Below are 17,399 nucleotides of genomic sequence, written 5' to 3'. Positions count from 1 at the left end.
CAACATGTCCGAACAGGTCGTCACACGTTTTGCCCCCTCGCCCACAGGTTTTCTGCACATCGGTGGCGCGCGCACCGCATTGTTCAACTGGCTTTACGCCCGCGGACGTGGTGGAAAGTTCCTGCTGCGGATCGAAGACACCGACCGGGAACGCTCGACCCCCGAGGCGACCGCCGCGATCCTTCAGGGCATGGAATGGCTTGGACTGGATCATGATGGCGATGTAATCAGCCAGTTCGAAGGAGCTGCCCGGCATGCTGAAGTCGCGCACCAGCTTCTGGCCGAGGGAAAGGCATATAAATGCTTCTCGACGCAGCACGAAATTGCCGCCTTTCGGGAACAGGCACGGGCCGAGGGCAAGTCGACCCTGTTCCGCAGCCCCTGGCGTGACGCTGATCCTTCAGCACATCCCGACCTGCCATTTGTCGTTCGCATCAAGGCTCCGCAGGACGGCACAACAGTGATCCGCGATCAGGTTCAGGGCAACGTGACCATTCGCAACGACCAACTGGATGACATGGTTTTGCTGCGTTCCGACGGGACACCGGTCTACATGCTGGCGGTGGTGGTCGACGATCATGATATGGGTGTTACCCATGTCATTCGCGGCGACGATCACCTCAATAACGCGGCGCGCCAGATGATGATTTACGAGGCGATGGGCTGGGATGTTCCGGTCTGGGCCCATATTCCGCTGATCCACGGGCCAGACGGTAAGAAACTGTCCAAACGCCATGGCGCGCTTGGCGCGCAGGAATACCAGGCCATGGGCTATCCCGCCGCTGGAATGCGCAACTATCTGGCCCGCTTGGGCTGGAGTCATGGTGACGATGAATTCTTTACGGATGCACAGGCAAAGGACTGGTTTGATCTGAACGGCATCGGCAAAAGCCCTGCCCGGTTTGATCTGAAAAAATTGGAAAACCTGTGTGGTCAACACATCGCCATCTCTGATGATGCTGCGCTGCGGCGTGAAATCGAAGCGTACTTGGCCGCAGCCGCTTTACCGCCCCTGACAGATTCACAATCCAGTGATTTGGAACGTGCGATGTATTGCCTCAAGGATCGGGCACGGACTTTTCCTGAACTCCTTGAAAAGGCTCATTTTGTTCTGGCAGGTCGCCCGATTGTTCCCGACGGGAAAGCGGCAAAGGCGCTGGCATCTGTATCCGACGGTATACTGGGAGAATTGACGCCGCAGCTGCAAAATGCTAGCTGGTCTCGGAACGAACTGGAGGAGACCCTGAATTCCTTTGCCGAGTCAAAGGAGCTCACGTTCGGCAAGCTGGCTGGCCCGCTCAGGGCCGCGTTGGCTGGTCGGGCCGTCACGCCTTCGGTTTTTGACATGATGCTTGTGCTGGGACGGGATGAAACCCTGGCGCGGCTTTCAGAAGCAGCGAAGTAACCCGAATTTCATAAACGGGTAACGCTGCTCCGCTAACACCCGGACTGCGCGAAAGCGCGCAGTCGTTGCCCGCACTGCCCGAGGTTTCTTTGGCATGCGTATGAATGAAGAAGGGATAACCATGACAGACAGCAACAAAACAGCCACTCTGACCGTTCACGGCAAAGAGTATGAGTTGCCGGTTCATACCCCGACCGCCGGTCCGGATGTCATTGATATTCGAAAGCTTTACGGTCAGGCAGGTGTATTCACCTATGACCCCGGTTTCACTTCGACAGCAAGCTGCGACAGCACCATAACCTTTATCGATGGTGAAAAAGGCGAGTTGCTGCACCGCGGCTATCCAATCGACCAACTGGCCGAAAAATCGCACTTTCTTGAGGTCTGCTACCTGCTGCTCTACGGAGAGCTGCCGGTCGCAAAAGATCTGGAGAAATTCGAAACCACAATCACACGCCACACCATGCTGCATGAGCAGATGCAGTATTTCTACCGTGGTTTCCGCCGCGACGCGCACCCGATGGCCATCATGGTCGGTGTTGTCGGCGCAATGTCGGCCTTCTATCACGATTCGACCGATATCGCGGACCCGCACCAGCGCGAGGTCGCCTCGCATCGCCTGATCGCCAAAATGCCGACAATCGCAGCATGGGCTTTCAAATACCACACAGGGCAGCCTTTCGTGTATCCGCGCAACGATTTGGATTATGCGTCGAACTTCCTGCGCATGTGTTTCAGCGTTCCCGCCGAAGAATATGAGGTCAACCCGATCCTCAGCCGCGCGATGGACCGTATCTTCACGCTTCACGCGGACCACGAGCAGAATGCGTCAACGTCTACCGTGCGTTTGGCATCGTCATCGGGCGCAAATCCGTTTGCATGTATCGCCGCTGGTATTGCCTGCTTGTGGGGGCCGTCCCACGGCGGCGCCAACCAGGCATGTCTGGAAATGTTGGAAGAGATCGGTACCGTAGATCGCATTCCCGAATTCATCGCCCGTGCCAAAGACAAAAACGACCCGTTCCGCCTGATGGGCTTTGGCCACCGCGTGTACAAAAACTTTGACCCACGCGCAAAGGTGATGAAGCAGTCGGCCGACGAGGTTCTGGATCTCCTGGGCATTGAAGACAACCCGAAACTGCAGGTCGCTAAAGAGCTGGAACGCGAAGCGCTGGAAGACCCGTATTTCGCCGACAAAAAGCTGTTCCCGAACGTTGACTTCTATTCGGGTATCATCCTCGAGGCGATGGGGTTCCCGACCTCAATGTTCACACCAATCTTCGCACTTTCGCGGACTGTTGGCTGGGTAAGCCAGTGGAAAGAAATGATTGAAGATCCACAGAACAAGATCGGCCGTCCGCGTCAGCTGTATCTGGGTGAGACGCTGCGCGACTACGTAGACATCGAAAACCGCTGAGCCGTTTGAGTTCGCAATCAATCCAGAAGGCCCCGGTTAAACCGGGGTCTTTTGCTTTCGTTACTGAAGCAGCGGACGGTTCGGCGTTTGGTTTCAGAACAAGCTCATTTGATCCCCGGGTTGCGGCGGAACTGCAAACCGGTCGCATCGTAACGGAGCGGATTTGATCGAAAGCCCCAGTCTTTTGCAGGTTTTAGCAAACCTCAGGGCGATGAGCTCGGCGTATTCCCCCTCACCCCGCATCCTGTGCCCCCAGCGTGGATCATAGTCGCGCCCGCCATGCATTTCACGCAGCTTGGACATGACCTTTTCTGCACGGGCGGGTTCATGCTCTGCCAGCCAGTCCTGCCAAAGCTGAGATACTTCGCGGGGCAATCGCAACATGATCCAGCTTGCCGCATCTGCGCCCGCCTCTTTTCCAGAGTCCAACAGGTTCTCCAACTCATGATCTGTCAGCCCAGGCACAATAGGCGAGGTCATTACGCGAACCGGAACGCCCGCATCGGTCAACGCTTTGATCGTCTGCAACCGACGCGCCGGAGACGGTGCGCGAGGCTCCATCCGCCGGGACAGACCTGCATCCAGCGTGGTGAGCGATATACCAACCCGCGCCAATCCCCGGCTAGCCATGTCAGCCAGAATATCCAGATCACGCTCAATCAATGCTCCTTTGGTCACGATTGCGACCGGGTGGTTGAATTCTTGCAAGACCTCAAGGCACGACCTTGTAATCAGGCGGTTTTTTTCGATGGGCTGGTAAGGGTCGGTGTTTGTCCCGATCGCGAGCGTGGCGACCTTGTAGGACTTCGCCGACAGTTCCTTGCGCAGAACAACGCTCATGTTGGGGCGCGCAACAAGGCGGGTTTCGAAATCCAGTCCTGCGGACAAGCCCAGATAGGCGTGGCTTGGTCTGGCGAAACAATAGACACAGCCATGCTCACACCCCCGATATGGGTTGATCGAACGATCAAAAGGCAAATCAGGTGAACGGTTAAAGGTGATGGCACTGCGCGCCACCTCATCCCGCGTCTCGGTTCGCAAGGGCGGCAACTCTTCATCGATGTCCCACCCGTCATCAACAGCCTGCGTTGCAAACCGTTCAAAACGCCCGGTCGTATTGGACGTCACCCCCCTTGCTTTGATGATATGCCCGATGCTCACGGCACATGTGTTCCCTTTTTGTTCCTACCGCACGATAAGCCTGAAACGAATCCTGTGCAAGCCAGCCCCGCGAAGAAGCCGGGAAGCATTGATGAAAAATAAACAGGATAATATTGCAGACTTTTCAATCGAGCCGGTGCCATTTTTGGCATATAGGTCGGTCCCGAAACGACCAACGTCGCAATCGTCACAGTCAGAATGCGACGTTTTGGCCAAAACGGAAAAAATGCCACCACGGGCCGATGGCCCGCCCAGCACAGGGAATACCCCATGTCCGACGAAGAAGATATCGTCCTGTCCGAACTGAATGATGACGAACTGGTCGATCAGATGTTCGACGATCTCTATGACGGATTGAAAGAAGAGATCGAAGAAGGCACCAATATCCTGCTGGAACGCGGATGGACGCCGTATGACATCCTGACCAAAGCTCTGGTTGGCGGCATGACCATTGTGGGCCATGACTTCCGCGACGGCATTCTGTTCGTTCCCGAGGTTCTGCTGGCAGCCAACGCGATGAAAGGCGGTATGTCGATCCTCAAGCCGCTGCTGGCCGAAACCGGTGCTCCGCGTGTTGGCAAGATGGTCATCGGCACCGTGAAGGGTGACATCCACGATATCGGCAAGAACCTTGTGTCGATGATGATGGAAGGTGCAGGATTCGAGGTTGTAGATCTGGGAATCAACAACCCGGTCGAGAATTACCTGGAAGCACTGGAAACGGAACAGCCCGACATTCTGGGCATGTCCGCCCTGCTGACCACCACGATGCCCTACATGAAAGTCGTTATCGACACCCTGGTCGAACAGGGCGTGCGCGACGATTACATTGTTCTGGTCGGTGGCGCGCCGCTGAACGAAGAGTTCGGCAAAGCCATCGGTGCAGACGCCTACTGCCGTGACGCTGCGGTTGCAGTGGAAACCGCCAAGGATTTCGTGGGCCGCAAGCACAACCAACTGGCTGGCTAAGACCTTTAAGGTTTTTCTTAAAAGACCGCCCATTTCGGGCGGTCTTTTTCGTTTTAGCGCTCCGCCCCTTCATGAGGTGTATCGTTTATCCGTTTGTAAACGAAAGTGCGGTTAAAAAACCGAAACGTCCAAGTTTCGGGGGTTCCGTGCCGCAGTCTTTCACAGCCATTTCGTTGGGCAAACTTGCCGATATCGATATCGCCGAGGGCAACAATGTCGCCGAAAACGCCTCTGCCCTGGTTGGGCAAACCTTCGGTCACGCGGACGCGCCGTTGGCGCATAACAGCGTGACGTGGAACGTGGTTGGAAACTCCGGCTCTGCCTATGACATGAACAACATATCTGCCAATGATCGGTTTTCGATCGACGGCGGCGCGCCGCAAACCTTTGATGGCACATCAGTGTACCACGCCACCGTCACTTATTTTGACGGCACAAGTGCAAACATTACTGCCGTTGTCGCGCAGGATGTGGATGGCAACACATATTTGGTGCCTGAGTTCTCGGCCAATGCAGATCAAGCCGCTCTGGAAGCGGGGCCTATACATTCGATCACCTTCAACAGCCTTGCTGGCAATCGATATTCAGGCATGGTGTCCAGCCGTGAAGACTGGGACCTGGTCCCCTGCTTTACCTCTGGCACGCTGATCAGAACCCGCAAAGGGGAACGCCCAGTGGAAACGCTGCGCCCCGGCGACTGGGTGGAAACCCTTGATCACGGGTTTCAAACGGTGCGCTGGGTCGGGCAGCGGCGGGTTCAGGCGGTTGGCGTGTTCGCGCCGGTCCTGTTCAAGGCAGGCGCGCTTGGGAACACCCGCGATCTGCTGGTGTCGCAGCAACACAGGATGCTGATCCAGAGCTGGCGCCTGGAACTGCATACCGGCCAAAACGAAGCACTGGCCCCCGCCAAACACCTGATCAACGGACATGACATCATCCTCAAACCCGGCGGGGTCGTAACCTACATTCACATTCTGTTTGATCAGCATGAGCTGCTCTGGTCGGAAGGCTGCCTGAGCGAGAGCTTTCATCCCGGTGCCCAAAGCTGGAACGCCCTTGAACAGTCAGCCCGACAAGAGATCCTGTCCTTGTTCCCCGAGATATCAAAGCAAGGTACTGTCGCCTACGGCCCGCCCGCTCGGCCTCTGTTATCGGCATTCGAAACACGAACGTCGGCAGCCTGACACGAGATGTCGGAAGAAGGCTTGCCTGCAAGCTGTTTTCATTCTCTTGTGCTATGAGCCCATAAGGATGCCGATCCATGCCAAGCGATACGTTACCAGATGATGCAAGCCTGACGACCAAAGGCTATGACGGCGTGGAAAACGCAAGCATCCTGCTGATCGCCTGCGGGGCGCTTGCGCGCGAAATTCTGGATATCAAAACGCGCAACGGCTGGGATCACATGGCGCTGACCTGCCTGCCTGCAATCCTGCATGTTCATCCGGAACGGATCACCCAAGCAGTTGAAGACAGCGTGGCCAAACACCGCGACAGGTTCGAAAAAATCTATGTGGTTTACGCCGATTGCGGAACCGGAGGTCTGCTGCAATCCGCTTGTGAAAAACTGGGCGTCGAGATGGTAAAAGGCCCTCATTGCTATTCGTTCTTCGAAGGCAATCAGGCCTTTCAGGAACGCGGCGAGGACGAAACAACTGCCTTCTACCTGACTGATTTTCTGGCCCGCCAGTTCGACGCATTTGTCTGGAAACCACTGGGTCTGGATCGCCACCCGGAACTGCGGGACATGTATTTCGGCAATTACACCAAACTGATTTATCAGGCCCAGATCGACGATCCGAAACTGACCGAACGCGCACGGGAATGCGCGGACCGCATGGGATTGGCGTTCGAACGGCGTTTCACCGGCTACGGCGATCTGGAAACCACTTTGTCAGACTGGGCAAACCGCCCTGAGTGACCTCAGGCGTTTTCCTGCGCGACCTGGCGGATGCGTTCAATCATGGCCCGCAGACCATTGGACCGCTGCGCTGACAGATGATCGTTCAAGCCCAATCGGGCCAGTTCCGCTGCCGCATCGACCTGCGGCACCTCGGACACCGGCAGACCGTTGTATAGGGACCGAAGCACGGCGATCAGCCCGCGAACGATCAGCGCGTCACTGTCACCATCAAACTTGAACACACCTGCTTCGATCATCGGGTGCAGCCAGACCTGACTGGCGCAGCCGTGAACCTTTGTCGCCGGAACCTTCAACGCGTCATCCAAAGGCTCCATCGCCTTGCCCTGTTCGATGACATGGCGATACCGGTCTTCCCAGTCTTCGAGAAACTCGAAATCCTCGACAATGTCTTCAAAGGCAGGCGTGGCCATGGCGCAGTGATCCTTTCGTTGAAATCACAATGTGACCTATGCCGACGACCACCTGCTGTCCAGCCCCAGCTGTGGCTTTTCAACGCGAAGAATATACGCTAACCCATTGTCTGAATTCGTGTGAAAAGCAGTGGGTCTATGCAAAAGTCTCTGTTCGTTCTTATCATCGCCATGCTGACCCTGACTGCCTGCGGCAGCTGGCGCGACTCGCGGGTGAATCCGTCAAACTGGTTTGGCTCCAGCAAGTCTGTGAAGTCTGAAACACCGCCGGACCCAAATGCCGCCGATGCGTTGGTTCCCAAGGCAAGAGAGGGAAGCGGCCTGTTTTCGCGCCCAGATGCCGAAGACACCAGTGTTCCAATCGCCAAAATCGATGAGCTGCGGATCGAGCCAATACCGTCAGGCGCGATCATTTATTCCTCTGGCACCGCGCTTCGGCAGGGTGCCTATAACGCACGCTTGGTTTCGGTTAATTCAGAAGAAAACAAAGAAAAGGGAATTCTGGAATTTGTATTCCGCGTGAACTACCCCAACTCAGAGACCCCGCAAGGATCTGAACGAACAAGAATGGTGTCTGATGCCATAAATGTTTCGACTCAGGATCTTGAAGGCATTCGCCTGATCCGTGTCGTCGGGCAACAGAACACCTTGGAATCGCGGCGGCGGTAATCGCCGTTAAAGTGAGACGACCTTGACCGCCTGCCCTTTGGCCGCCAGCGCGATTTTCCCCTCGCACAGTTTCAGCGCGTCTTCACCAAAGACTTCGTAACGCCAACCTGACATCGCGGGCAATTCTCGCTCGCCCGCGGCAATCTGGTCCAACTCGGAACTTGTTGCGATCAGCTTGGCCGCAACGCCCGAACTTTCGGTTTTGGATTTCAGCAGAACCCGAAGCAAGTCGGCCAAAGCCGGGTTGACCTTCAGGTTGTCACGGGAATTGTCGATCTTCGGCAGATTTTCCTGCGGACAATTTGTGCCCTTCGTCACCGCAGCAAGAATACCTTCGGCAATCGGTCCTTTTCGCGCCTCGCGCAACAAAAGGCGCGATCCACCGAGATCGGCGATTGTCTTGGGCTTGGTCGACGCCAGTTCGATCAAGGCGTCATCCTTGAAGACCCGGTTGCGCGGTACATTATGTTCCTGCGCATACCTTTCGCGGAACTGCGCCAGCTCGCGCACAACAGCCAAGAACTTGGCCGAGTTGGTTCGCGTTTTGACCCGCTTCCACGCCTCTTCGGGGCGAATGTCATACGTGGCAGGCTGTGTCAGCGTCCGCAGCTCTTCAGCCACCCAGTGGCTGCGCATCGTCTTTTTGAGTTCCGCAGCAAGATATTCGTAGATCTTGCGAAGATGCGTCACATCCGCCAATGCATATGTTTTCTGGGCTTCCGTCAAAGGACGACGGGACCAATCGGTGAACCGCGACGTCTTGTCGACGCCCTGTTTGCAGATTTTCCGCACCAGCGTCTCATAGCCGACCTGCTCGCCAAACCCGCAGACCATTGCGGCGACCTGTGTGTCGAACAACGGGTTGGGAAAAACACCGGCCTCGACCCAGAAAATCTCAAGATCCTGACGCGCGGCGTGAAACACCTTGACCACGTTCTCGTTTCGGAAAAGCTCATACAGCGGTTCGAGAGACAGGCCATCAACCAGCGGATCAACCAGAACCGCGCTGTCTTCATCATCAGAGGGAAGCGCCAGTTGCACGAGGCACAGTTTCGAATAATAGGTCCGCTCGCGCAGAAACTCGGTATCGACTGTGATGTATGGATAGCTTGCGGCCGCCTTGCAGAAATCAGCCAGTTCTTGCGTCGTCGTCAGAGTTTTCATGCGCCGTACTAGTTTTGCTCTTGCTCTTGTGAGTGCCCGTAATTTCCCTCGCCCCCAAGCGATACCGACGACCATAGGACGATTTTCAGGCGAGTGTAAATCACCCTCGGAACCTCACTGCATGAGAACGGGTGACCTGTTGCCTTCGGCAATGCGGCGCAGCACCGCTGGATAAAGTTCATGTTCCCGGATCAGAACTTTTGAAGCCAGAGTTTCCGGGGTATCCGCTGGTTCGATATCCACCCGTGCCTGACCCAGAATTGGGCCATCATCCAGAGCCGCCGTCACCTCATGGACCGAGCAGCCATGCTCCGTATCGCCCGCTTCAATTGCGCGGGCGTGGGTATGTAACCCCTTGTATTTGGGCAGCAATGAGGGGTGGATGTTCAGCATTCGCCCCTGAAAGCGCGTTACGAAATCCGCGGTCAGGACCCGCATGAACCCGGCCAGACAGACAATATCCGGCCGCGCGTCTTCCAAAGGCTTTAGCAACTCAGCCTCAAAGGCTGCGCGATTGCCCTTGAATGGCCGGTGATCGACCACTGCGGTCGGAATGCCACGGTCCGCAGCTTTTTTCAGCCCCCCCGCCTGCGCATCGTTGGACAGGACTAAACAGGGCCGCGCCGGATGATCACCGGTCATGCTGTCGACAAGCGACACCATGTTGGACCCGCCCCCGGAAATCAGGATCGCGACGCGCTTGTGGTTCACAGCAGTTTGCCCGAATAGGCAACTCCGGGCGTTTCGGTGACCGTACCGATCCGCGACACCGTCTCGCCAGCCTCGGCCAGCAAGGTCGAAAGCTGATCGGCCTTATCTGGATCGCACACCATGATCAGACCGATGCCACAGTTGAAGGTCTTGAGCATCTCAGCTTCCGCGATACCGCCAATCTGCGCCATCCAGCTGAAAACAGACGGCAATTGCCAGCTGTCCAGATCAATCTGGGCCCCCAACCCTTCCGGCAGTACGCGCGGCAGGTTCTCGGTCAGACCGCCACCGGTGATATGGGCCAGTGCATGAACTCCACCTTCGCGGATCGCGGACAGGGCCGGTTTGACATAAAGGCGCGTTGGCGTAAGCAGCGCCTCGCCCAGCGAACCTTCACCAAAGGGGCACGGTGCATCCCAGCCCAGACCAGACAGTTCGACGAGTTTACGTACCAGTGAATACCCGTTGGAATGCACTCCGTTCGAGGCCAGACCAAGCAGCACGTCCCCCGCCTGCACTCCGGAAGGCAGGTCAGCGCCGCGTTCCATTGCCCCGACCGAAAAGCCGGCCAGATCGAAATCGCCATCAGGGTACATGCCTGGCATCTCGGCAGTTTCGCCACCAATCAGAGCGCAGCCGGATTGTGCACACCCTTCGGCAATTCCTTCAATGATCCGTGCGGCTGTATCCGTGTCCAGCTTGCCTGTCGCGAAATAGTCGAGAAAAAACAGGGGCTCGGCCCCCTGACAGATCAGGTCATTGACACACATGGCCACCAGATCGATGCCAACCCCGTCCACGACGCCGGTATCGATCGCAATTCGCAGTTTTGTACCAACCCCGTCCGTGGCACCAACCAGAATGGGATCCTGATACCCGGCAGCCTTCAGATCGAACAGTGCGCCGAAACCGCCCAGACCGCTCATCACGCCGGGGCGGTTGGTTCGCTTTGCTGCGGGCTTGATCCGGTCAACCAGAGCATTGCCCGCGTCAATATCCACGCCTGCATCGGCATAGGTGATTCCGTTCTTGCCCGCTGTCATGGCCAGTTCCTTTTGAATGCTTTGCGGGCGGGTTATTCGATTGTGGCGTTTGTTGCAACGGTCAGGCTTGACGCGGCTGTTCACCGTGATACGCAATGCGCCTAGGCGGGCCTGTAGCTCAATTGGTTAGAGCAGAGCGCTCATAACGCTTTGGTTGGGGGTTCGAGTCCCTCCGGGCCTACCAAATCACCGCCACGTGCCTTGAACACCTCGCACATCCCACTGTTTTTGTTTGCGTTTTTGAAAATAAGCATTCATCCTGACCTGTGCAACCAGTCCATATGCGGTTCGAATTCAAAGGCATTGGTTCAGTTCGCAGATTTCCAGTTTCGATTTAATCGCCGTGGGATGACAGGTCTTGCGGAATAACTCTGAAATCTTTTCGCGAGAATTGAAGCCCCTCGGCTCAGAATATCGTCATGTTGGCGCGACTTTGAACCGTTGAAGGTGTCAGTTTACCGGCCGATTATGATATCGGCGCACAATCCACCCAAGCGTTCACTTTTGGCCAGTCGCAGAGTGCCACCATGGGCGCGCGCAACGTCCGCCACGATCGCCAACCCCAAACCCACGCCACTACCCTGATTCTGATTGCGCGCTGGGTCGAGCCGCGTAAAGGGTTTGACCGCCTCTGTGCGCTGCTCTGCGGGAATTCCAGGGCCATCATCTTCAACACGGATGCGCAATGACTTGGTGTTCAGTGACAGGCTGACCTCGGCCCGGCTGCCGTAGCGCACGGAATTGCCGATGAGGTTTTCAACGGCCCGACGAACAGCCATGGGGCGCAGCATTGCCGTTCCCTGCCCCTCGACAGCGACCAGTTCGGCTTGATGCCCGGCTCGTGTCGCGTCATCTACAATCTGTCGAACAAACTCAGCCGGATTGATTTCCTCCGGCGATCCTTCGGACGCCCCGCGTGAGAATTCGAGGAATGCATCAACCAAGGACTGCATTTCCGCAACGTCCTTTAGCAAAGGTCGTGCCTCATCCTCGGGTAACATTGCCAGTCCAAGTTTCAGGCGCGTCAGAGGCGTGCGCAGGTCATGACTGACGCCGGATAACATCAGCGTCCGTTGTTCGATCTGACGTTCGATCCGTGATCGCATATCCAGAAACGCATTCCCCGCCGCGCGTACTTCGATGGCACCGCCCGGCGAGTATGGTACGCTCCGCCCTCGTCCAAACGCCTGCGCCGCATCGGCCAGCCGTGTGATAGGGCGCAACTGGTTTCTCATGTACAAAAATGAAATCGAAGTCATGATGATCGCGAAAAACAGCATCGTCACGATCAACTGATGCGGCGCCGCTGGCGACAATCTACGCCGGTCGAAGGTCAGTTCCAGCACCCCTAGATGCGAATCCAGGTACAGACGCGCTTCGCGGCTGCTTGGCAACGCAACAGCACTCAGCTCTGGCAACCTTGCGCGAAGCTCGGCCTCGACCTGCGGCGCTATGAAGTCGTACCACCGTGGACGATCTAATTTGGGAGTTTCGTTGGGGGGCAGAAATCTGGCCTGCATTTCCAGCGCCAGAAGATCCGGGCGCACTTCGGCCAAGGCCTGGTGCTGCGTCTCGGCCCTGTCCATCATGGTGGTGATCAGCATCACTTCCCTTGAGGCTGCGCGCGTCATCTGGTCAGTGACATCTTCCAGATGCTTTTGAAGAAAGGCAACTCCTACAACCAGCAGCAACGCGATCACAGGAAGAACCAGAATCAGCGCTGCTCGGGCATAAAGGCTGCGTGGCATATATGGTTTGAGCCAGTGCGTGGACATGCGCTAAACCTAGCGGGCTGCACGGACAAGAGAAAGAGCACAGAATGCAGGCACCAGACGAATTCAATCCACCCGCTGGTGTTGCGACAGAATTGCAACCGGGTCTTCGGCGCATTCTGGCCCCCAACCCGTCACCGATGACCTATCGCGGCACCAACACCTATCTGCTGGGCGATCGTGACATTGCCGTCATTGATCCCGGCCCCGCAAGCGAAGAGCATTTGAACGCGATCCTGAATGAACTGCGACCTGGCCAGAGAATCAGCCACATACTCGTCACGCACACACATCTGGATCACTCACCCTTGGCAGCACCCCTTGCTGCGCGAACAGGGGCTGCGATCTATGCGTTTGGTGGTCCCGAATCCGGTCGCAGCGCTGTTATGGCGACCCTTGCAGCGCGTGGATTGGCCGGAGGTGGCGAAGGCATCGACACCGCGTTTCGTCCGGATATCGAGGTTGCGGATGGTGAGGTCATCTTTGGCGATGACTGGCAGCTTGAGGTTATTCACACTCCGGGGCATCTGGGAAACCACATTGCCCTGGCATGGCAGGATACCTGTTTCACCGCCGACCATGTGATGGGATGGGCCAGTTCGCTGGTGTCACCACCGGACGGAGACCTGACCGATTTCATGACAGCCTGCCACCGCCTGCGCGCGCGCGACTGGTCGGTTTTTCACGCGGGCCACGGTGCGCCAATTTCAGACCCTGCCGCGCGATTGGACTGGCTGATCCGACACAGGCAAAACCGCGAAGCTCAGATTCTGACTGCCTTGGAGGATGCAGACGGAACGGCGCGGCAATTGGCCAAGCGTATCTACACCGACACACCCGCAACCCTGCTGCCAGCCGCGGAGCGGAACGTTTTTGCCCACCTCGTTGATCTGACTGGAAAAAAACAGGTGTCACCACACGGCGAACTATCTGCCACCGCAATTTTTCGCAGAGATCCTTGACGCCCGAAAAAAAATTTAAGTTCGCGTGCTTAACCTCTGGACGCCGGGAATCCGGATTGCTATACGCCCCTCAGTTCCGGCGTAGCTCAGCGGTAGAGCAGTTGACTGTTAATCAATTGGTCGTAGGTTCGATCCCTACCGCCGGAGCCAAAACTTCCCAATATTCAACCTTTTGTCAGGGTCAGAAACCACATCGGTATTCTGGGGCTTTTTCGTTGAAAAAATAATATCCGCCCTCTGGACGCCGGATACTCCGGTTGCTATACGGCGCGGACCGTTCCGGCGTAGCTCAGCGGTAGAGCAGTTGACTGTTAATCAATTGGTCGTAGGTTCGATCCCTACCGCCGGAGCCAATTCAGCCCGCTAAATCAAGTCTCATCCCACAAGGGCATCCTTGAAATCCGCACGCAGGTTGCGTTTCAGCACCTTTCCGGTTGCGTTCAGCGGCAGCGCGTCAACAAAAACAACCTTTTCCGGAATCTGCCATTTGGCAATTTTCCCTTCGAAGAAGGCCAGAAGTTCCTTTTCGCTTGGGTTTTCGCCCTCGGCCCTTACTGCAACTAGCAAGGGGCGTTCGTCCCATTTCGGATGCGGAACACCGACCACGGCGGCAGTTGCCAGTTTCGGATGCGCAACAGCGATATTTTCAAGTTCGACCGAGCTGATCCACTCCCCTCCGGACTTGATGATGTCCTTGGATCGATCCCGTATGGTCATGTAACCATCGGCGTCCAGCGTTGCGACATCGCCTGTGGCGAACCAACCGTCTTGCAACAGATCCTGATCCTGCATCAGGAAATAGCTGTCCAGTACCCAATGCCCTCGCACCATCAGATCGCCCTGCGTTTCACCGTCATGTGGCAGATCTTTGCCGTCATCATCCACGATTTTCAGTTCAACCCCAAACGGTGGCCGACCCTGACTCAGACGGATAAGGTGTTGTTCTTCAAGCGGCAGCACCAGATGTTTGGCCAATGGGTAGTTGGCCGTACCAAGTGGGCTCATCTCGCTCATTCCCCACGCATGTACCGTATCTACGTCATATTTATTCCGGAAAGTCTCCATCATCGAAGGTGGGCAAGCGGCACCTCCAATCACGGTCCGTTCGAGGCTATTCAAACTCGTCCCGCATTTGGCCGCATGCGCCAACAGTCCCTGCCAGATGGTTGGCACCCCCATGGCCAGCGTCACGCCATAGGTGTCGATCAGATTGACCAGCGCCTCGCCATGCAAATCCGGGCCGGGTAAAACCAGTCGCGATCCGGACATGGCGCAGGCATAAGGCGAGCCCCATGCATTAACGTGGAACATAGGAACGACGGGCATCACGACATCCATCGCCGAAAAGCCGATCACATCGCGCGTATTCGACGCGAAACTGTGCAGGACCGTCGATCTGTGGGAATAAAGAACCCCCTTGGGATGGCCGGTTGTACCCGACGTGTAACACAGCCCTGACGCGGTGTTTTCATCCAGTTCAGGCCAATCAAAGGCCGCATCACCGTTTTCGATCAGCTCATCATAAAATTTCAGGTCGGGTATCTTTGCTGCAGCGTCATCATTGCGGGGGCCCATCAGAACAAAATGGCGAACATCCGTCAGCGCACCGTGCAAGGTGGCAACCAGCGGGACGAAGGTTGCATCAAAGAACAACACCCGATCCTGAGCATGGTTGATGATATACGTCAGTTGTTCAGGAAAAAGCCTCGGATTGACCGTGTGACAGACATATCCCGCACCCGAGGTGGCATAATAGATCTCCAGATGCCGACGATTATTCCAGGCCAGCGTCCCGACCCTGTCCTGCGGCTCCAGACCCAGCTGCGTCAGTGCCGACGCCAAACGCCGGGCGTTCACGGCTATCTCGGACCAATTGGTTTCGGTCACCGTTCCATCCGTTTCGACCGAGATGATCTCGGTCTGACCGTGGTAACGCTGTGCGTGATCAATCAGCGACGAAATCAGCAAAGGCTGCGTCATCATCTGTCCCAGCATGGACATCCTCCCGTCATGGGCGGGGCCTTGCCTGGCCCCTGCCTGTTCTGTCTGGCACTGACAAGCAGGGGTGTCTCCCGTACCGTCAGTTCAGCCGTTTCCTAAGACGGAACCCTGCCAATCATTTAATTGTCTGACAATAGAAGAATGCAGCCCACACCGATAGCGGACTACATTCCCACCGCTTAATCCCGGTGTTTCAGCGCGTAGGCGACCAATGCTGCGGTCGACCCATCCTTGCCCTCGGCGCTTTCTTCACCGTCCACGATGGGACCAAGCGAGTTGGCCAGCTCCTTGCCCAGCTCAACCCCCCATTGGTCGAAAGAGTTGATGCCCAGCAACACGCCTTCGACAAACACCCGGTGTTCGTAAAGCGCAATAATCTGACCCAACACAAACGGTGTGAGTTTGGGGTAAATCAATGTTGTCGAGGGACGATTGCCGGGGAAAACCCGGTGCCGGGCCTGCCGGTCCAGTTCATCACCCAGATACCCCTGCTGCGTCATGCGTTGGCGCGCTTCTTCGAACGAACGGCCACGCATCAGGGCCTCGGACTGCGCCAGACAATTGGCCAAAAGCAGACGGTGGTGATGGGTCAGTTCGGGTTCATGCCCCTCGGCCGCAACCATGAATTCGCAGGGAATGACATCAGTACCCTGATGGATCAGCTGATAAAACGCGTGTTGTCCATTGGTGCCCGGCTCACCCCAGACGACAGGACCTGAAGGCATGGCGAGGGTTGAGCCATCCATCGCCACGGATTTGCCATTCGATTCCATTTCCAACTGCTGGAAATATGCGGGCAGGCGCAAAAGCCGCTGGTCATAAGGCAGCACCGCACGGCTGGTATGCCCCAGAACCTGACGATGCCAGATGCCAACCAATGCCAGCATCACAGGCATGTTTTCATCCCAGTCAGCCGAGCGGAAATGCAGGTCCATCGCCTGCCCGCCGCGTAATAACGCGTCAAATGCGTTTGAACCAACTGCAATCATGACCGGCAAGCCGACCGGACCCCAAACCGAATAACGCCCACCGACCCAATCGGCGAATCCGAAGACATGCGCCTCGGGAATACCGAAGGCTTTCGTCTTGTCCAAAGCGCTGGAAACGGCGGCAAACTGGCGCGACGGATCGCCCCCGCCTTCGGACATCCACGCGCGGGCGGTGCGTGCATTGGTCATCGTTTCGATTGTGGTGAAGGTTTTTGAGGCGACAATGACCAGCGTACGCATCGGGTCAAGCTGCCGCAACGTGTCCGCGATATGCGCCCCATCCACGTTCGAGACGTAATGCACCCGTGGTCCATCGTGATAAGGTGCCAGCGCCAAAGTGGCCATGACAGGGCCGAGGTCTGACCCGCCGATGCCGATATTGACCACATCGGTAAAGTTGCCCCCCGCCCCAGCGATAGCGCCGCCGCGCACCTCTTCCGCGAACACGCGCATCCGTTGCAGCGTATCCAGAACCTCGGGCATAACGTCCTGACCGTCCACTTCAACCGGCCCGCCATCAAGGTTGCGCAAGGCCGTGTGCAACACCGCGCGCCCTTCGGTCTCGTTGATCTTCTCGCCCGCGAACATCGCATCACGCCGAGACGCAAGACCAGCCTCTGCACACAATTGAATGAGCGCGGATCGCACCACATCATCGATCTGCGTTTTTGAATAGTCGAAAACCATATCCCCGGTTGAGGCTGAAAATACTTCGGCCCGGTTTGCATCTGCCGCAAACAGGTCAAGGATACGACGGTCACTTGTCGTCTGAGCCAGTGTTCTCAAAGCATCCAGATGCATT

At 56.7% G+C, this 17,399-nt stretch carries 15 protein-coding genes and 3 tRNA genes; 10 read left to right on the top strand and 8 right to left on the bottom strand.

Going from position 1 to position 17,399, the window contains the following annotated elements; all coding sequences use genetic code 11:
* The first annotated feature begins 4 nt into the window (after positions 1–4).
* Both gltX and gltA read left to right on the top strand, forming a co-directional pair.
* Positions 5–1,405 (top strand): glutamate--tRNA ligase, encoded by a 1,401-nt coding sequence (gene gltX, locus ACR0DY_RS01075; protein WP_480481665.1) that lies wholly within the window; start codon positions 5–7, stop codon positions 1,403–1,405.
* 121 nt (positions 1,406–1,526) lie between these two features.
* On the top strand, positions 1,527–2,822 hold the full coding sequence (gltA, locus tag ACR0DY_RS01070) for a citrate synthase (RefSeq protein ID WP_480480766.1): 1,296 nt from the start codon (positions 1,527–1,529) through the stop codon (positions 2,820–2,822).
* Between the two features lie 93 nt (positions 2,823–2,915).
* Here the strand turns inward: gltA and ACR0DY_RS01065 are convergent, their stop codons facing one another.
* Positions 2,916–3,983, bottom strand: coding sequence for a PA0069 family radical SAM protein (locus ACR0DY_RS01065; RefSeq protein ID WP_480480764.1), 1,068 nt, complete (start codon positions 3,981–3,983; stop codon positions 2,916–2,918).
* Between the two features lie 270 nt (positions 3,984–4,253).
* On the opposite strand from ACR0DY_RS01065, the gene ACR0DY_RS01060 reads away from it, so the two are divergent.
* The 3 genes from ACR0DY_RS01060 to ACR0DY_RS01050 all read left to right on the top strand — a co-directional run bounded on the left by ACR0DY_RS01060 (position 4,254) and on the right by ACR0DY_RS01050 (position 6,873).
* Positions 4,254–4,952, top strand: coding sequence for a corrinoid protein (locus ACR0DY_RS01060; RefSeq protein WP_209503809.1), 699 nt, complete (start codon positions 4,254–4,256; stop codon positions 4,950–4,952).
* Between the two features lie 146 nt (positions 4,953–5,098).
* A complete protein-coding gene (locus ACR0DY_RS01055; protein ID WP_480480762.1) occupies positions 5,099–6,136 on the top strand; it encodes a Hint domain-containing protein in 1,038 nt (345 codons plus the stop codon).
* A gap of 77 nt (positions 6,137–6,213) precedes the next feature.
* The gene (locus ACR0DY_RS01050; RefSeq protein ID WP_480480760.1) at positions 6,214–6,873 is read left to right on the top strand and encodes a DUF1638 domain-containing protein; all 660 of its coding nucleotides are present in this window, start codon (positions 6,214–6,216) and stop codon (positions 6,871–6,873) included.
* Positions 6,874–6,875: 2 nt separating this feature from the next.
* Here the strand turns inward: ACR0DY_RS01050 and ACR0DY_RS01045 are convergent, their stop codons facing one another.
* Positions 6,876–7,286 (bottom strand): SufE family protein, encoded by a 411-nt coding sequence (locus ACR0DY_RS01045; RefSeq protein ID WP_267367543.1) that lies wholly within the window; start codon positions 7,284–7,286, stop codon positions 6,876–6,878.
* Between the two features lie 138 nt (positions 7,287–7,424).
* Here ACR0DY_RS01045 and ACR0DY_RS01040 point away from each other — a divergent pair, with 138 nt between their 5' ends.
* Positions 7,425–7,955 (top strand): hypothetical protein, encoded by a 531-nt coding sequence (locus ACR0DY_RS01040; protein WP_480480758.1) that lies wholly within the window; start codon positions 7,425–7,427, stop codon positions 7,953–7,955.
* A 6-nt stretch (positions 7,956–7,961) separates the two neighbouring features.
* Here ACR0DY_RS01040 and rnd read toward each other — a convergent pair whose 3' ends face one another.
* The 3 genes from rnd to purM all read right to left on the bottom strand — a co-directional run bounded on the left by rnd (position 7,962) and on the right by purM (position 10,873).
* A complete protein-coding gene (gene rnd / locus ACR0DY_RS01035) occupies positions 7,962–9,119 on the bottom strand; it encodes a ribonuclease D (RefSeq protein WP_480480756.1) in 1,158 nt (385 codons plus the stop codon).
* Between the two features lie 114 nt (positions 9,120–9,233).
* Positions 9,234–9,830, bottom strand: a complete 597-nt coding sequence (purN, locus tag ACR0DY_RS01030; RefSeq protein ID WP_480480754.1) for a phosphoribosylglycinamide formyltransferase — start codon at positions 9,828–9,830, stop codon at positions 9,234–9,236.
* Positions 9,827–10,873, bottom strand: coding sequence for a phosphoribosylformylglycinamidine cyclo-ligase (gene purM, locus ACR0DY_RS01025; protein ID WP_480480752.1), 1,047 nt, complete (start codon positions 10,871–10,873; stop codon positions 9,827–9,829). The genes purN and purM overlap by 4 nt, the downstream gene beginning before the upstream one ends.
* Positions 10,874–10,980: 107 nt before the next feature.
* Here purM and ACR0DY_RS01020 point away from each other — a divergent pair.
* Positions 10,981–11,057: transfer RNA gene (locus ACR0DY_RS01020), tRNA-Ile, on the top strand.
* Between the two features lie 271 nt (positions 11,058–11,328).
* Here ACR0DY_RS01020 and ACR0DY_RS01015 read toward each other — a convergent pair.
* A complete protein-coding gene (locus ACR0DY_RS01015; RefSeq protein ID WP_480545545.1) occupies positions 11,329–12,648 on the bottom strand; it encodes an ATP-binding protein in 1,320 nt (439 codons plus the stop codon).
* A 44-nt stretch (positions 12,649–12,692) separates the two neighbouring features.
* Here ACR0DY_RS01015 and ACR0DY_RS01010 point away from each other — a divergent pair, with 44 nt between their 5' ends.
* The 3 genes from ACR0DY_RS01010 to ACR0DY_RS01000 all read left to right on the top strand — a co-directional run bounded on the left by ACR0DY_RS01010 (position 12,693) and on the right by ACR0DY_RS01000 (position 13,960).
* Positions 12,693–13,607, top strand: a complete 915-nt coding sequence (locus tag ACR0DY_RS01010; RefSeq protein WP_480485516.1) for an MBL fold metallo-hydrolase — start codon at positions 12,693–12,695, stop codon at positions 13,605–13,607.
* 75 nt (positions 13,608–13,682) lie between these two features.
* Positions 13,683–13,757, top strand: a tRNA-Asn gene (locus ACR0DY_RS01005).
* A 128-nt stretch (positions 13,758–13,885) separates the two neighbouring features.
* A tRNA-Asn gene (locus ACR0DY_RS01000) sits at positions 13,886–13,960 on the top strand.
* A 22-nt stretch (positions 13,961–13,982) separates the two neighbouring features.
* Here ACR0DY_RS01000 and ACR0DY_RS00995 read toward each other — a convergent pair.
* Both ACR0DY_RS00995 and pgi read right to left on the bottom strand, forming a co-directional pair.
* Positions 13,983–15,602, bottom strand: coding sequence for a long-chain-fatty-acid--CoA ligase (locus ACR0DY_RS00995; RefSeq protein WP_480545544.1), 1,620 nt, complete (start codon positions 15,600–15,602; stop codon positions 13,983–13,985).
* A gap of 185 nt (positions 15,603–15,787) precedes the next feature.
* Positions 15,788–17,398, bottom strand: a complete 1,611-nt coding sequence (gene pgi, locus ACR0DY_RS00990; protein ID WP_480545543.1) for a glucose-6-phosphate isomerase — start codon at positions 17,396–17,398, stop codon at positions 15,788–15,790.
* Position 17,399: the final 1 nt, after the last annotated feature.

The organism is Ruegeria sp. O6, from assembly GCF_056535045.1.
The sequence above is the reverse complement of the archived record's forward strand: the minus strand, read 5'-3'. Positions and strand labels throughout refer to the sequence as shown.

What these genes read in the sequence shown, in the direction of transcription:
- gltX (WP_480481665.1), top strand. Translation starts at nt 5, where the DNA reads ATGTCCGAACAGGTCGTCACACGTTTTGCCCCCTCGCCCACAGGTTTT.
- gltA (WP_480480766.1), top strand. Translation starts at nt 1,527, where the DNA reads ATGACAGACAGCAACAAAACAGCCACTCTGACCGTTCACGGCAAAGAG.
- ACR0DY_RS01060 (WP_209503809.1), top strand. Translation starts at nt 4,254, where the DNA reads ATGTCCGACGAAGAAGATATCGTCCTGTCCGAACTGAATGATGACGAA.
- ACR0DY_RS01050 (WP_480480760.1), top strand. Translation starts at nt 6,214, where the DNA reads ATGCCAAGCGATACGTTACCAGATGATGCAAGCCTGACGACCAAAGGC.
- ACR0DY_RS01045 (WP_267367543.1), bottom strand. Translation starts at nt 7,286, where the DNA reads ATGGCCACGCCTGCCTTTGAAGACATTGTCGAGGATTTCGAGTTTCTC.
- ACR0DY_RS01040 (WP_480480758.1), top strand. Translation starts at nt 7,425, where the DNA reads ATGCAAAAGTCTCTGTTCGTTCTTATCATCGCCATGCTGACCCTGACT.
- rnd (WP_480480756.1), bottom strand. Translation starts at nt 9,119, where the DNA reads ATGAAAACTCTGACGACGACGCAAGAACTGGCTGATTTCTGCAAGGCG.
- purM (WP_480480752.1), bottom strand. Translation starts at nt 10,873, where the DNA reads ATGACAGCGGGCAAGAACGGAATCACCTATGCCGATGCAGGCGTGGAT.
- ACR0DY_RS01015 (WP_480545545.1), bottom strand. Translation starts at nt 12,648, where the DNA reads ATGTCCACGCACTGGCTCAAACCATATATGCCACGCAGCCTTTATGCC.
- ACR0DY_RS01010 (WP_480485516.1), top strand. Translation starts at nt 12,693, where the DNA reads ATGCAGGCACCAGACGAATTCAATCCACCCGCTGGTGTTGCGACAGAA.
- ACR0DY_RS00995 (WP_480545544.1), bottom strand. Translation starts at nt 15,602, where the DNA reads ATGCTGGGACAGATGATGACGCAGCCTTTGCTGATTTCGTCGCTGATT.
- pgi (WP_480545543.1), bottom strand. Translation starts at nt 17,398, where the DNA reads ATGCATCTGGATGCTTTGAGAACACTGGCTCAGACGACAAGTGACCGT.